Origin of the sequence: Corallococcus terminator, assembly GCF_049194865.1 — a bacterium.
GTDB classification, from domain to species: Bacteria; Myxococcota; Myxococcia; order Myxococcales; family Myxococcaceae; genus Myxococcus; species Myxococcus terminator_A.
In genome coordinates this window covers 1-13,906 of sequence record NZ_JBLZWL010000092.1, presented here as the reverse complement: position 1 = coordinate 13,906, position 13,906 = coordinate 1, and the positions used below count along the sequence as shown (strand labels likewise).

Genomic DNA, 13,906 nt, shown 5'->3' with positions numbered 1-13,906 from the left:
TGGCGGCCCTCGCCGGAAATCCCCACCTCGTGCTGTCTGGAATCCCGGCACCCGCCGGAAGGCCGGCACGGGGCCGGGGTGCCTCGGGGCGGCGTCGCGAGCCATCCGGCCGCGACATCCATGCCCTACCGAGGCGGAAAACTCAGAGGGCGGCGCGCGCGTCGCGCACCAGCTCCTTGAAGTGCAGCGTGGCCAGGACGTCGCGGAGGGAGGCCTCGCGGCCGACGCTGTGCGCCTGCGTCTGCGCCTCACGCCAGCGGCTCACCAGGGTCCGCACGGCGATGTACGACAACAGCAGGGGGAAACCACCCGGCAACAGGATGATTGCCACCGCCATCACCATCTTCATCCACGCCAACACCATGACCACGGACCTCGCTGCTTTGCTTCGTGAGTTGCGCCGTAGAGATGCATGACGTGTGCCTGCGGTGCGCAAATAATTTCCCTACGTTTTTCCGCAGGGTTGGAGGGCAGCGAGGCAGGGAGGCTGGGGACGGCGGCCACGGATCCTGGCATTTTTGCCGCAGTCGCCTGGGGGGCCGTCGGTTAAGTTCAGCCGGGTGAGCCCCCCTTTGACGGCAGAAATCCGCACCTTCACCAGCGTGGCGGACGCGGAGAAACACCTGGAGCAGGTGGGATACCTGCCCTCCCCGGAGATCGCCACGGCGGCCTTCCTGGCGGACCGGATGGACAAGCCCATCCTCGTCGAAGGGCCCGCGGGCGTGGGCAAGACGGAGCTGGCGCGGGCCATGGCCACGGCGCTGGGCCGCGAGCTCATCCGACTCCAGTGCTACGAGGGCCTGGACGAGGCCAAGGCCCTCTATGAGTGGGAGTACGCCAAGCAGCTGCTCTACACCCAGCTCCTCAAGGACAAGATTGGGGAGATGGTGCAGGGCACCTCCACGCTGACGGAGGCGGCGGACCGGCTGGCCGCGAGCGACGCCGTCTTCTTCTCCGAGCGCTTCCTGTTGCCCCGCCCCATCCTCCGCGCCCAGCTCTCCGAGCGCCCCGCCCTGCTGCTGGTGGATGAAATCGACAAGGCGGACCCGGAGTTCGAGGCCTTCCTGCTGGAGGTCCTCTCCGACAACGCCGTCACCATCCCCGAGCTGGGCACCTTCCACGCGAAGCACATCCCCCGGGTGCTGCTGACGTCCAACAACGCACGCGAGCTGTCCGACGCGCTCAAGCGCCGCTGCCTGCACCTGCACATCGACTTCCCGGACCGGGAGCGGGAGCTGCGCATCGTCCGCTCGCGGCTGCCCCACGTGCCGCAGGTGCTGGCCGAGCAGGTGGTGGAAGCCGTCGCGGCCATCCGCGCGCTCGACTTGAAGAAGGCGCCGTCCATCAGCGAGACGCTGGATTGGGCGCAGAGCCTGGTGCTGCTCAACGCGGAGCAGCTCACCTCGGACGTCGTGGCCTCCACGCTCAACCTCGTCCTCAAGTACGAGGGCGACATCGAGAAGGCCCGCGCCAACCTGCCGCAGATCGCCCAGGCGTGAGGTCCTTCATGACGCCCGCCCTCCCCGGGGCGGGAGGGTGTCCGACGGACAGTGTATGCTCGGGGCTCGCGCCCACCGAGGCCCTGGCCCCCCCGTGCTCCTGAAGGAACGCTTCCAGATCACCCGGCCGCTCGAGGAGCTGGAGCTGTCGCTCGTGCGCGCCTCCCTGGCGTCACCCGGCCTGCTCGACGCGCGCGAGGAGGCCGTGCTGCGCACCGCGCTGTCCCTCGCGCGACTCTACAAGGTGCAGCACGGCGGCCTGGACGTGGGCGTGGGCGCCCTGCTCACGCCGTTCCGCGAGGAGGTGGAGCGCCGCCTCACGCCCGTGCTGGGGGGCGCTCGGCCACCGACGCGCGACATGCTGGTGCCCCACGTGCGCGACCTGCGCGAGCACGCCGCGAAGGCGCGTGACGGCGTGGTGGCGCGGCTGCGCGGACGCGTTCCGCCAGAGGCGTTGGACCGCGAGCTGCGGCACAAGGAGCTGGTGATGGTGACGGGCGGAGGCGGCGGCACCGCCTTCGTGTACCTGGGCGTGATGAGCCTGCTGGCCGAGCATGGCCTGGAGCCGAAGCTGCTCGCGGGCGCGTCCATGGGCGCCATCCTCGCCATCATGCGCTCGCGCATGGCGCGCTTCGACCCCACGGAGATGATCAACATCGTCCGGGGGCTGTCCTTCCGGAAGCTCTTCCGCTTCATCTCCACGGAGAGCCGCTACGGCCTGCCGGCGGCGCTGCGCCTGTTCCTTCGCGCCGGCCTGGGACGCTTCTTCGGCGCGGGGCCCGAGGGCAGCGGCATGCGCCTCAAGGACCTGCCGGTGCCCACCATCATCGCCGTGGGCGGCATCCGCCGGGGCATGCTCCCCCGCCCGCTCGAGTATTACGAGCGCCTGCTGGGCACCAGTCCCCTGGGCCTGCTCAACCCCGCGGGCGTGGCGCGCAGAATCCAGGCCGCCATGGGCGCCATGGCGGAGCTGTTCACCCGTCCCGAAATCACCCTGCGCCTGCACCTGGGCGCCGACGACGCCAGCGGCGAGTTCGACGCGCTCGACGCCGCGGGCTTCTCCTCCGCCCTGCCCGGCGTCATCCACTACGACGTGCTGCGCGAGGACCCTCGCATGCACTCGCTCCTGGACGACATGCTCGCGCACCATGGTGTCGCGCGGCTCATCGACGGGGGCCTCGTGGACAACCTGCCGGCCAAGGCCGCTTGGAAGGCCGTCGCGCGCGGACGCATCGGCACTCGCAACACCCTCATCCTCGCGCTGGATGGCTTCGCGCCCCGCCTCGCCACGCCCTTCTGGCTTCCGCTCCAACGCCTGGCCGCCATGACGGTGGCGCCCAACCTGCCCTACGCCCATCACATCAAGCGCTTCTCGCGCACGCTGTCACCACTGGATGTCGTGCCCTCCGTGGAGCTTGCCTCCAAGGCGCTCCACTTCGGTCGCAAGGCACTCGCGGAGGACCTGCCGTTCTTGCGACGCATGCTGGCCCCTCTGCCGCACGTGCTCTGATTTTCCGGCCGGTGGCTTTCACGCTTTGACCTCATAGGGTCCTGTGGCTAGAAGGGTCGGGCAGTCCCACTTCTTACAGGCCGAAGGAACCCCCGCATGAGCTCGACCTCGACCAGTGTTTTGCGTGCCGACCAGATATGGCTCGACGGCAAATTGGTGAAATGGGACGAGGGACAGGTGCATGTGATGACGCACGCCCTCCACTACGGGCTGGGCGTCTTCGAGGGCATCCGCGCGTACAAGACGCATGATGGCCGGCTGGCGGTGTTCCGCCTGCGCGAGCACATCCGCCGCCTGCTCGACTCGGCGCACATCATCATGTTGAAGATGCCCTTCTCCGAGGACGAGCTCGTCGAGGCGTGCCTGGACCTGCTGCGCAAGCAGAAGGCGCAGTTCGCCAACGGCGCGTACCTGCGGCCGGTGGCCTTCATGGGCGACGGCGCCATGGGCCTGGGCGCGGTGAACCCCACACGCGTGGCCGTGACGGCGTGGGATTGGGGCGCGTACCTGGGCGAGAAGGGCATCCGCGAGGGCATCCGCGCCAAGGTGAGCTCCTTCACGCGCATGCACGTCAACGTCAACATGGTTCGCGGCAAGATTTCGGGCCAGTACGTCAACTCCATCCTCGCCAAGCGCGAGGTGGTGATGGCGGGCTACGACGAGGCCATCCTCCTGGACATCAGCGGCTTCGTGGCCGAGGCGTCCGGAGAGAACCTCTTCATGGTGAACAAGAAGGGCGTCATCAAGACGCCGCCCCTGTCCTCGCCCATCCTCGACGGCATCACCCGCGACACCGTCCTCAAGATCCTGCGCGACAGCGGGCGCGCCGTGGATGAAGTGACCTTCACCCGCGACGCGCTCTACATCTCCAACGAGATCTTCTTCACCGGGACCGCGGCGGAAATCACCCCCGTGCGCGAGGTGGACGACCGCGCCGTCGGCACCGGCAAGCCCGGCCCCATCGGCACCTTCGTGCAGGAGATGTACTTCCGCACCGTCCGGGGCCAGGAGCCGCGCTACGCCGAGTGGCTCACCTACGTCGACTGAGGCACCACGGCACCGGGTCTCCGGTGCCACCCCGGGTGGGGAGCCTGCCTCCCCACCCCCCAGGCCCTTGGGAATGACCATCCCTTCTGCCCTCCCAACGCGGGTTTGGGCTAGAAAGGGCCTCGATGGCTCCCGCCGGACACGCTTACGACGACAATCCGTTCAAGCTTGAGAACCCGTCCATCCTCGACATCGCTCCGGCCGAGCCGAAGTCGGTGGAGGAGACGGGGCTCAAGATGGGACTGCTCGCGGACATCGCGCTGAAGTTCCTCTATTACTCCGGCACCGGCACCGGCATGGGCATCGCGGACGAGATGCGCCTGCCATGGCCGGGCGTCATCGAGCACGTGGTGGACTTCCTGGCCACCGAGAAGCTGGTGGACATGCGCGGCGGCAAGGGCTTCGGCCGCGCGTCCGTGGAGTTCGTCCTCACTGAGAAGGGCCGCGAGTACGCCCGCGACGCGCTCACCCGCACGACGTACGTGGGCCCCGCCCCCGTGCCCATTGAGCAGTACAACGCGCTCATCACCGCCCAGACGGAGGAGACCCCCGTCGTCAGCCAGGAGGAGCTGGTGATGGCGCTCAGCCACCTCACCGTCCCCGCGGAGCTGATGGACAAGCTGGGCCCCGCGGTGAACTCCGGGCGCTCGCTCTTCCTCTACGGCCCTCCCGGCAACGGCAAGACGAGCCTCGCGGAGGCCGTCTCACACATGTTCGGCGGCGAGGTCTACGTGCCGCACTGCCTGGAGATCGGCAATCAGATCATCCAGGTGCATGACCACCTCATCCACACCCCCGTCGCGCTGGAGATGGGCGGAGATGCGTCGGGCCGCCGGCAGACCTTCGAGATGGACAACCGGTGGATGCTCTGCCGCCGCCCCGCCGTCGTCGTCGGTGGCGAGCTCACGCTGGAGACCCTGGACCTCATCTACTCGGAGAGCACCCGCTTCTACGAAGCCCCGTTCCAGGTGAAGGCCAACGGCGGCATGCTCCTCATCGACGACTTCGGCCGCCAGAAGGTCCACCCGACAGACCTTCTCAACCGGTGGATCGTTCCCCTGGAAAAGCGGGTGGACTTCCTCACCCTCCACACCGGCAAGAAGTTTGAGATCCCGTTTGATCAGCTTCTCGTCTTTTCCACGAATTTGGACCCCAAGGAGCTGGTGGACGAGGCGTTCCTGCGCCGCATCAAGTACAAAATCGAGGTGGGCAACCCCGACGAGGAGTCCTACCGGGAGATCTTCCGCCGGGTGTGCGAGGCGGCGGGCATCCCCTATGTGGACCAGGCTGTGACGTACCTCGTCGAGCACTACTACAAGCCCCGGACGATGCAGCTTCGCGCGTGCCATCCCCGCGATTTGGTGGGGCTCATCAAGGACGCCGCCCGGTACCGGCAGATACCGCCGGCCCTGTCCAAGGACCTGCTCGACCAGGCGTGCGAGGTCTTCCTCGTCAATCTTTAGTGGATTTCGTTGTTACAACCGTGCGGAATTTCTAGAATCCGCATGCCGTTGTATCGCTCGGCCGCACGCTTCGGTCTCCGCCCCGCGGGGACACGACGCAAGAAGGAGCCGCAGTCCGTGAAGGAACGCTACCAGGACATCGACGAGAAGAACGAGGCGCTGCGCGAGTACCTCGATATCTACAAGGACAAGCAGCCGGCGCGTGACTTCCTCGAGCAGTTCGAGATGTCGTGGATCTACCACGACGCCGCGCTGGAAGGCGTGGTCTACACCCATCAGGAGCTCAAGGCGGCGCTGTTCCCCGGACGCGCCAGTGCCGAGGCCTCCATGATTCCGGTGGTGCTCGAGATCCGCAATCACAAGGCCGTCTGCGACTTCATTCGCGAAGAAGCCGCGGGCGCCAAGAAGCAGGCGGCGATCACCCTCACCACCATCAAGCGGATGCACGACCTCTTCCTCGGGAACACCCCGGAGGCACTGGCCGAGCGCGCGCGCATGGAGCGACGGGAGCGCACGGAGAAGGAGCTCGCCAAGGAGCGCGAGCGCTCGGGGCTGCGCAAGGACATGCCGCTGCACCGCACGTACTTCCACGACATCCACCAGCCCGCGAAGATCCAACCGGCGCTGGAGAAGATCGTGGACTACACGGCCAGCGCCGAGTTCCGCGAGTTCCATCCGATCAAACAGGCAGCCACCGTGCAGCACAGCTTCCTGCAGATCTTCCCCTTCACCGAGCACAGCGGGAAGGTGGGGCGCATGTGCAGCAACCTCATCCTGCTGCGCAACGGCTACATGCCCGCCGTCATCCACTCCATCGATCGGCAGCGCTATTACGAGTGCTTCCGCGGCCCCGTCGCGCAGTTCCGCACGGTGCTGATGGACGCGATGGAGAACTCGCTCGACAACGGGGTGAAGTACTTCAGGGACCTCGGCCGCAAGTACAAGGCCATCAACAACTAGTTGGTCCTCCTCTCGTTGGACCTCCTCTTGTAGGGACCCAAGGGGGCAGGAAGGCGTCCGGGCACACGGCCTTCCGCCCCTCCGTGAACGTCGGAGGGGGCGTTTGCACCATTGGTGTGCGGGTGACACCGCGACCTCAATGTCGAGGAGACAACATCCGGCATCTCGAAACCCGGGGCCGGAGGAAGTAAAGAAGACCCTCCATGCCCGTGACCCAGTCCTTCAACAGCCGCCGTGCCCAGGCAACCCTCGGGGGCGAGCTGACGGAGCCTCCGCCACCGCGACTGGCCATGCTGTCCGCTCGAGACAAGCTGGACCGGCTGCTCCAGGTGGCCAAGGGGCACCGCAAGGCGCTCATCCTCACGCACGACAACCCGGACCCGGACTCGCTGGCCGCGGCGGTGGCGCTCGCCCACCTGCTGGAGCGCCGAGCGGACCTGGAAGCCCACGTGGGCTACGGCGGCATCATCGGCCGGGCGGAGAACATCGCCTTCGTGAAGGTGCTGCGGCTGCCGATTTCGCACGTGTCGCAGATCGACTTCGACGAGTACGACCTCTTCGGTCTCGTGGACACCCAGCCCAAGGTGGGCAACCACTCGCTGCCCGCTCGGCTGGAAGCGCACCTGGTGGTGGATCATCACCCGCTGCGCGAGGAGAGCCTGGCGTCGCCCTTCGCGGACGTGGGTGGTGACTTCGGCGCGACGTCCACCATGTTGGTGGAGTACCTGCGCGCCGCGCGCGTGGAGCCCTCCGTCGAAGTGGCCACCGCGCTGTTCTACGGAATCAAGGCGGACACGCGGGACCTGGGCCGCGAGACGACGCAGACGGACATCGACAGCTACCTGTGGCTGTTCCCGCGCATGGACAAGTCGATGCTCGCGCAGATTGAACACCCGGAGCTGCCGGCGCGTTACTTCCAGCTCTACCACACGGCTTTTGAGCGGGCGAAGGTCTACGGCACCGCCATCATCACGGACCTGGAGGAGGTCTACTCCCCGGACATGGTGGCGGAGGTCGCCGAGCGGCTGATGTTCCTCGAGGGCACGAAGTGGTCGCTGGCCTTCGGCACGTACCGCAACCAGCTCTACTTCAGCCTGCGCGTGAAGGACCGGCGGATGAACGCGGGCCGGCTCATCCGGGAGATCTTCGAGGACTACGGCGGCTCGTCCGGTGGCCACGGCAGCATGGCCGGCGCGCGGCTGCCGCTGTCGGGCAAGGCGGCGCAGCGCAAGGCGCTCAAGCGGGAGCTGGTGAGCCGATTCCTGGAGGCGTTTGGCGTCTCGGACGAGCGGCCCGTGTCGCTGCTCTCCGCGCAGGACTCGTGATCTACTGGGACTACAACGCCGCCGCGCCAGTCCGCTCGGAAGTCGCGACCGAGCTGGCGCGCGCGCTCGTGCACGGTGGCCATGGCAATGCCTCCAGCGTGCACGCCGCCGGACGTGAGGCCCGCGCCCGGCTGGACGCGGCGCGAGCCCGGGTGGCGCGGGTGCTGGGCTGTGAGCCGAAGGAGGTGACGTTCACCGCCTCGGGCAGCGAGGCGGACGCGCTGGCCCTGATGGGCGCGTGGCATGCGCGTCCCTCGCCGGAGCGACGGCGGCTGGTGACGTCCGCCATCGAGCACCCTGCCCTGCTGGGCGCTGCGGCTCAGCTGGAGCGGGAAGGCGCGCAGGTGGTGCGTGTGGCGCCCGGTCCGGAGGGCCGCGTGCGCGCGGAGGACGTGCTCGCGGCGCTGACGCTGGACACTGCGCTGTGCTCGTTGATGTGGGCCAACAACGAGACGGGCGTGGTGCAGCCCGCGGCGGAAGTCGCGCGGGCCTGCCGAAAGCAAGGCGTGCTCTTCCACACGGACGCGGTGCAGGTGGCGGGCAAGCTCCCGCTGTCGCTGCGCGAGGTGGACGCGGACCTGCTGTCGCTGTCGGCGCACAAGTTCGGCGGGCCCGCGGGCGTGGGCGTGCTGGTGGTGCGCAAGGGCGTGGACGTGCGCGCCCTCACGCCCGGGCACCAGGAGGGAGGCCGGCGTGGGGGAACGCAGAACATCCCCTACGCGGAGGCCCTGGCGCTCGCGCTGGAGCTGGCGACGCGGGAGCAGCCCGCCCTGGAAGCGCGAGTCGGCGTGCTGCGCGACGACTTCGAGCACGCGGTGCTGGAGTCGGTGACGGGCGTGACGGTGAACGGCGCGGGAGCGCCCCGCGTGCCCAACACCAGCAACCTGCGCTTCGACGGCGTGGAGGGCGAGGCGCTGCTCATCGCGCTGGACCTGGATGGCATCTGCGTGTCGATGGGCGCGGCCTGCGCGTCCGGAACGTTGACCCCCTCGCACGTGCTCCGGGCCATGGGCCTGTCCTCGGCCCAGGCGCGCGGAAGCCTCCGCTTCAGCCTGGGGCCCGACTCCCGCGAGGCCGACGTGCGCCGCGTCGTCGAGGCGCTCCGTCGTCACGTGCCCCTGGTTCGCGCCCTCGCGGGTTAGCGTCCACGCGGGCCCGCACGTGCCCGTGTCGCAGGCCCGCACCCGCCTCACTCCAAGCATCCTCCTCTGAATGCCACGGCCCTCCTTGGGGGCATGAGCCTTGATGAAGGCATCTCGGGTGAAGACCATCCCCCCCCACTGCCGAGATACCCGGGGGGCTGCACATGAGTCAGGGTTCGAAGGAGATGACGTTTCTGGGGAAACGGTTCGCGGTGCTCATGTGCGGACTCGTGCTGGCGTGTGGGCCCAGCGCGGGAGGGCTGGAGGACGAGGATGAGCGGCCCCCAGTCTCGCAGCAGACGCCGCTCGGCGCGGAGGCGCGTTTCAGGCAGCGCTGCCCCTCCGCGGAGGATGCGCAAGGCCCCACGCTGTACGTGGCGAACACCGGGCCGCACAACTCCGCGGCGCCGCAGGGCTCCGCGGACAACCCCTTCCCCACCATCATGGCGGCGGTGAAGGTGGCGCAGCCGGGCAACGTCATCCAGGTCCGAGAGGGGACGTATCCCGAGCAGGTCGCCATCAATCCACTGAAGGCGCGTCCCGGAAAGGGCTCGGCGCCCATCGTCCTGCGTGGGGAGCCGTCCCGCCGCCCACGCATCGTCCCCTCCTCCACCGACGTGGGCAGCCTGCTGGTGGTGAGCCAGCCCTACTGGATAGTCCAGTCCATCGAGGTGGACGTGGAGGAGCGTCCCTCGTTCGCCGCGCTCTTCGAGGACAGCACCACCTGCTCGCAGTTGACCGACTCCATGCTCCACGGCGGCAGGGCGGGCGGAGGCGTCGTCGTCAGCGATGCGAACCTAGTGCTCATCGACGGCAACGCGATCTTCGACTTCTCCAGGACGGGCCTCGACTCCCACGGCGTGGCGGTGAAGGGCGTCTCGCGCGAGGTCTACATCACGGAGAACAACATCCACGATGCCTCGGGTGACGCCGTGCAGTGCCAACCCAGTCAGGGCCGGCCGTCCACCGTCTTCATCGAGAACAACCAGATGCACGACTGCGGGGAGAACGGCATCGACGTGAAGGCCTGCGATGACGTCGCCATCCACGAGAACGTGCTCTTCCGCTTCCCCAACATGGAGCGCTTCCCGTGGCAGCACGCGACGTCGGCCGCCGAGGCGGTGCTGGTCCACGAGGACGCGACGAACGTCCAGATTGTCGGCAACCACATCTTCCTGGCGGGCCGCGGCATCTCCGTCGGAGGACTCTCCCTGGTGGACAACCCCGTCAACGTGCTGGTGCAGAACAACCTCGTGACGGACATCTACAACTTCGCCAACCGGAGCAACGGCCAGGGCATCCGCATCGCGCGGGCAGACGGAGTGCGAGTGCTCGGCAACCGCATCGAACGCACGGTGGACTCGGGCCTGCGGCTGGCCGCGGACGAGCCCCTCGTCGTCACGAACCTGACCGTCCTGGACAACACGCTGAAGGACATGCGCAGCTTCGTGAAGCTGGGCCGCGACACGGCCCGTCCCGGCCTGAAGCTGGACCGCAACCGCTACGAGGGCGCCAGTGGAAAGTTCAGCGCCTTCGGGCTCTTGTCCGAAGGTGACTTCGAGGACTGGCGCAGCAGGCTCACGCCCCACGGCTTCGAGCGGAACTCCGTGCGAGTCACGCCGGGAGGAGAAGACCCGGGAGAAGCTCCCCTACCAATGCTGGTCAGGGAGTGACTTCTCGCGCACCTCTTCGTCCGGCTGTCCGTAGCCAGGCATCCCATCCTCGCGGGGCTCGTCCGGCTTGGGAGGAAGCCGCTGGGGTAGGTCCTCACGCGTCTTGCGCTCGGGGGCGGCCTCTTCGGGCGGGGGCTTCGGCGGCTGGGGCTGGGTGGCCATGACGATTCCTCGGGGGCGCGGACCTGCGCGCTCGAGGCAAAGCTTCTCCATCCCTCCGGCCAGCGGGGACTGGGGACGCGAGCCCTCGTGCGAGCACGTGCCCGCTCGCCTACTCCACGCGCGAGGTGCCAGCGGGCGCCGGGGGCGTGCTCGCGGGCGAGTCATCACTGGCGCCGAACAGGCCCCGCACCACGGCGGCGATGGCCAGGGGCGTGCCCACGCGCTCGTCGTAGTGCGGCGCGAGCGCCTGGGCGAAGGACTCGGCGGAGGTGAAGCGGTCCTCGGGACGCTCGGAGAAGGCGCGCCGCACCACGTCCTCGAGCGCCTCTGGCACGTCCTGACGCAGCTCGCGCAGCGGCCGGTAGCGCCGGGCACGGATGGCCTGGAACACCTCGTCCGGCGTGGCGCCGGTGAAGGGACGCTCCAGCGTCAGCAGCTCGTAGAGCACCACCGTGGCCGCCCACAGGTCAGCCTCGGGGCGCACCTCGCCGAGCAGTGACTCCGGCGAGAGGTAGTAGGGCTTGCCCAGCACCTCGCCCTCCTGGAGCTTGCCGTCGACGAGCACGCGGGAGACGCCGAAGTCTCCCAGCTTGATCTCCCCCACGCGGGAGATGAAGAGGTTGGAGGGGGACACGTCGCAGTGGACGATGCCCAGCGGCTCGCCCTGCGGCCCGGTGGCGGCGTGCGCGTACGCGAGCGCTTCCAGCAGCACCTTGCCCAGGTACACCGCGAAGTCCAGCGGCAGCGGGATGCCTCGCACCTTGCAGCGGCGGAGAATCTGGCCGAGGTCCCGGCCATCCACCAGCTCCATGACGATGAAGTAGATGGCCTCCAGCTCGCCCGCATCCAGCACCGTCACGATGTTGGGGTGGTGGAGTTGCTTGGAGAGCTGCGCCTCGCGCGAGAACAGCGACACCGACTCAGGATCCGCCGTCAGCGCCGGCAACAGCCGCTTGAGCGCGACGGTCCACCCCTCGCGAGGCCCGGACAACACCCGCGCCCGGTACACCTCCGCCATCCCGCCCTTGCCCAGCACGGAGAGGATTTCGTAGTGGCCGAAGACCCGCTGGGTCCGGGGGGGCGAGGGCGGCTGAGTCACGGGCTCGTGCTTCCGGATCCCACCGGCGCGCGCTTGCGGCTCTTCGCCTGCTCGATATCGCTCCCCAGCGCCTTCACCAGCGCGCGCTCCCACTCCCTGGGCTCCTCGGGCTTCCACCCCTGGTCCAGCGCCCTGCGTAGCAGGGGCAGAACGCGGCCCTTCGCACCAAGCATGTCGTACGCGTACGCCTGCCACGCGTAGACATCCGCCCGTCCAGGGGGTACCGACGAAATCCGGCCCAGCCACTCCAGCGCCTTGCCGGCGTTGTTCGTCCCCAGGCTGCAAGCGGCCATGCCCACCAGCGCGTCCACGTCGCGCCCATTCTCCTTGAGCGCGGCCTCGAAGCGCGGGCGGGCGATCTCCCACTTGCCCGCCGCGACCCACTGGAGTCCCGCGCTCACATGGCCCAGCGCCACCGTGGCGGGGCGGGCCTGGGCCGCCTTGGCCTCCGCGCCACCCTTGGGTGCTGGGGCGGCGGCCGGCGGCGACTCGGCCGCGGCTTCCTGCTCACCCTCCTCGGCGACCCCGTCCGCGGAGTCCTTCGCGGCGTCGTCCTCCGGCTCCTCCTCGGGCGCGCCGCCCATGCCGCGCAGGAGCAGCAGCGAGTCCTTCAGTCCCGGCGAGTGACACCCCGTTGGAAGCCGGAAGCGCCCGCTGAGGACGGAGGACTGGGGGTTGTAGATGGCCAGGACCGGGAAGCTCCGGGCGCCCACGCACTCCGGCGCCCCGGCCAGGCACACCTGCACGGTGGCCACCAGGACGTTGCCCTGGAACTCACCGGAGATGACCTCGGTACGGGGAGGGAACTTGCAGCCGCCTCCGGACCCCGAGGACGTGCCGACCAGGCGCTCGCCCTCCATATGCAGTTCCACCTGCCCGTAGGTATCCCCCATGTAGGGGCCTGCGAGCTTCGGTCCCGCCCAGGCGAGGCCGGAGGTGACGGAAAGAGCCGTCACGAGTGCCTTGTTTAGAAGCGAGAGCGGCATGTGCGGGGTGTGGGGGGCTCCCATCATAGGGGGGCCGTGCTTGCCTTGTAAACGCGCGAGGATGCCTTGACCGCGCCGCTTCCCATCCTTATCATTTCAGAAGGTGGTCGCGAGATTTCTCAATTATTTCGGGGCCTTGGTGGCACTGTAGCTTTGTTTCAAGGGCTGTCCCCTGCGGGGCGCGTGATGCCCAGCGGAAATTCGAACCGATACGTCCTTTTCGGGGTCCGTTTCGGCTTCCATGTGCAAGCCCTCCCCTCTCACGAGGGATGAGGGAAGCCTGCGGAGGCATGATTTCGGTCCCCACCTGGCTTTTAGGGTTCAATGGACGCTGGGCACACGGCCATGCGGCGGGGGACTTTTTCTGTGGAGCGGCGGCGGTGAGCGAGACGGCGGTGGAAGAGGCGGCGGCGGCGAGGAAGCAGACCCTACGAGAGGATTTGACGGCGCGCCGCAAGGCGATGACGCCCGACCTCATCGATTCGCGGGGTCTCAAGGTCCAATCTCGATTCCTGGCGACCCAGTATTACCATAATGCAAAAACGGTGGCGCTCTACGCGCCCATCAAGGGTGAGGTGCCCACGCGGGACATCCTCATCGCGGCGCTGCAAGACGGAAAGATCGTCTGCTACCCGCTGTCCCACGTCCACGGACGGATTCTTTCCTTCCGGGCCATCAAGTCAGAGGCGGAGCTGGAGCCTGGGCGGCTGGGTGTCCGGGAGCCGACAAACGCCTCGGACCTGATCGATGTGAAAGACATCCACCTCTTCGTCGTTCCCGGACTGGGCTTCACACGGGACGGCAAGCGCCTGGGACGAGGAGGCGGCTACTACGACGCCACCCTGCGCTCGGCCGATGATCGCAGTCGCCGGGTGGGGTTGGCCTTCAGTGATCAGCTCGTCGAAGTCCTGCCCACGACAGGAGACGACGTGGACATGGACTTGATCGTGACAGAGTCCGAGTCCTGCCGCGGCCTTTCTCGCGAGCCGAACTTCCCGAGTACGTGGCCGAGCTTCCTTAATACGTGAAGGTCCTGTTCA

13 protein-coding genes and 1 other RNA gene are annotated in these 13,906 nt (G+C 68.2%); 10 read left to right on the top strand and 4 right to left on the bottom strand.

Going from position 1 to position 13,906, the window contains the following annotated elements:
* Window positions 1-142: 142 nt before the first annotated feature.
* Window positions 143-364, bottom strand: a complete 222-nt coding sequence (locus ACN469_RS28725) for a hypothetical protein (RefSeq protein WP_498772867.1) — start codon at window positions 362-364, stop codon at window positions 143-145.
* A gap of 196 nt (window positions 365-560) precedes the next feature.
* Between ACN469_RS28725 and ACN469_RS28720 the strand changes: the two genes are divergently transcribed.
* From ACN469_RS28720 to ACN469_RS28685, 8 genes are all read left to right on the top strand, one after another.
* On the top strand, window positions 561-1,499 hold the full coding sequence (locus tag ACN469_RS28720) for an AAA family ATPase (RefSeq protein ID WP_498772865.1): 939 nt from the start codon (window positions 561-563) through the stop codon (window positions 1,497-1,499).
* 94 nt (window positions 1,500-1,593) lie between these two features.
* Window positions 1,594-3,009, top strand: coding sequence for a patatin-like phospholipase family protein (locus tag ACN469_RS28715; RefSeq protein ID WP_498772863.1), 1,416 nt, complete (start codon window positions 1,594-1,596; stop codon window positions 3,007-3,009).
* A gap of 96 nt (window positions 3,010-3,105) precedes the next feature.
* Window positions 3,106-4,056: a branched-chain amino acid transaminase gene (locus ACN469_RS28710; RefSeq protein ID WP_498772861.1), complete on the top strand. Its 951-nt coding sequence runs from the start codon at window positions 3,106-3,108 to the stop codon at window positions 4,054-4,056.
* A gap of 125 nt (window positions 4,057-4,181) precedes the next feature.
* Window positions 4,182-5,519, top strand: a complete 1,338-nt coding sequence (locus ACN469_RS28705) for a DUF8689 domain-containing protein (protein ID WP_498772859.1) — start codon at window positions 4,182-4,184, stop codon at window positions 5,517-5,519.
* A 117-nt stretch (window positions 5,520-5,636) separates the two neighbouring features.
* On the top strand, window positions 5,637-6,479 hold the full coding sequence (locus ACN469_RS28700; protein WP_498772857.1) for a Fic family protein: 843 nt from the start codon (window positions 5,637-5,639) through the stop codon (window positions 6,477-6,479).
* A gap of 203 nt (window positions 6,480-6,682) precedes the next feature.
* Entirely contained in the window at window positions 6,683-7,804 is a 1,122-nt protein-coding gene (locus tag ACN469_RS28695; RefSeq protein ID WP_498772855.1) for a DHH family phosphoesterase, read from the top strand.
* Window positions 7,801-8,946, top strand: coding sequence for a cysteine desulfurase family protein (locus ACN469_RS28690; protein ID WP_498772853.1), 1,146 nt, complete (start codon window positions 7,801-7,803; stop codon window positions 8,944-8,946). Before ACN469_RS28695 ends, ACN469_RS28690 begins: the two co-directional genes overlap by 4 nt.
* Window positions 8,947-9,110: 164 nt before the next feature.
* Complete coding sequence (locus ACN469_RS28685; protein WP_498772851.1) at window positions 9,111-10,619, top strand: right-handed parallel beta-helix repeat-containing protein; 1,509 nt, start codon at window positions 9,111-9,113, stop codon at window positions 10,617-10,619.
* On the opposite strand, the gene ACN469_RS28680 is transcribed toward ACN469_RS28685, so the two are convergent.
* From ACN469_RS28680 to ACN469_RS28670, 3 genes are all read right to left on the bottom strand, one after another.
* Entirely contained in the window at window positions 10,596-10,781 is a 186-nt protein-coding gene (locus tag ACN469_RS28680; protein ID WP_498772849.1) for a hypothetical protein, read from the bottom strand. The two genes, ACN469_RS28685 and ACN469_RS28680, sit on opposite strands and share 24 nt — an antisense overlap.
* A gap of 109 nt (window positions 10,782-10,890) precedes the next feature.
* The gene (locus ACN469_RS28675) at window positions 10,891-11,880 is read right to left on the bottom strand and encodes a serine/threonine-protein kinase (RefSeq protein ID WP_498772847.1); all 990 of its coding nucleotides are present in this window, start codon (window positions 11,878-11,880) and stop codon (window positions 10,891-10,893) included.
* A complete protein-coding gene (locus tag ACN469_RS28670) occupies window positions 11,877-12,836 on the bottom strand; it encodes a tetratricopeptide repeat protein (RefSeq protein ID WP_498772845.1) in 960 nt (319 codons plus the stop codon). Before ACN469_RS28670 ends, ACN469_RS28675 begins: the two co-directional genes overlap by 4 nt.
* A gap of 196 nt (window positions 12,837-13,032) precedes the next feature.
* Between ACN469_RS28670 and ssrS the strand changes: the two genes are divergently transcribed.
* Together ssrS and ACN469_RS28660 are read left to right on the top strand one after the other, a co-directional pair.
* A non-coding RNA gene (gene ssrS / locus ACN469_RS28665) (6S RNA) lies at window positions 13,033-13,227 on the top strand.
* Window positions 13,228-13,246: 19 nt separating this feature from the next.
* Window positions 13,247-13,894: a 5-formyltetrahydrofolate cyclo-ligase gene (locus tag ACN469_RS28660; RefSeq protein ID WP_498772843.1), complete on the top strand. Its 648-nt coding sequence runs from the start codon at window positions 13,247-13,249 to the stop codon at window positions 13,892-13,894.
* Window positions 13,895-13,906 lie beyond the last annotated feature (12 nt).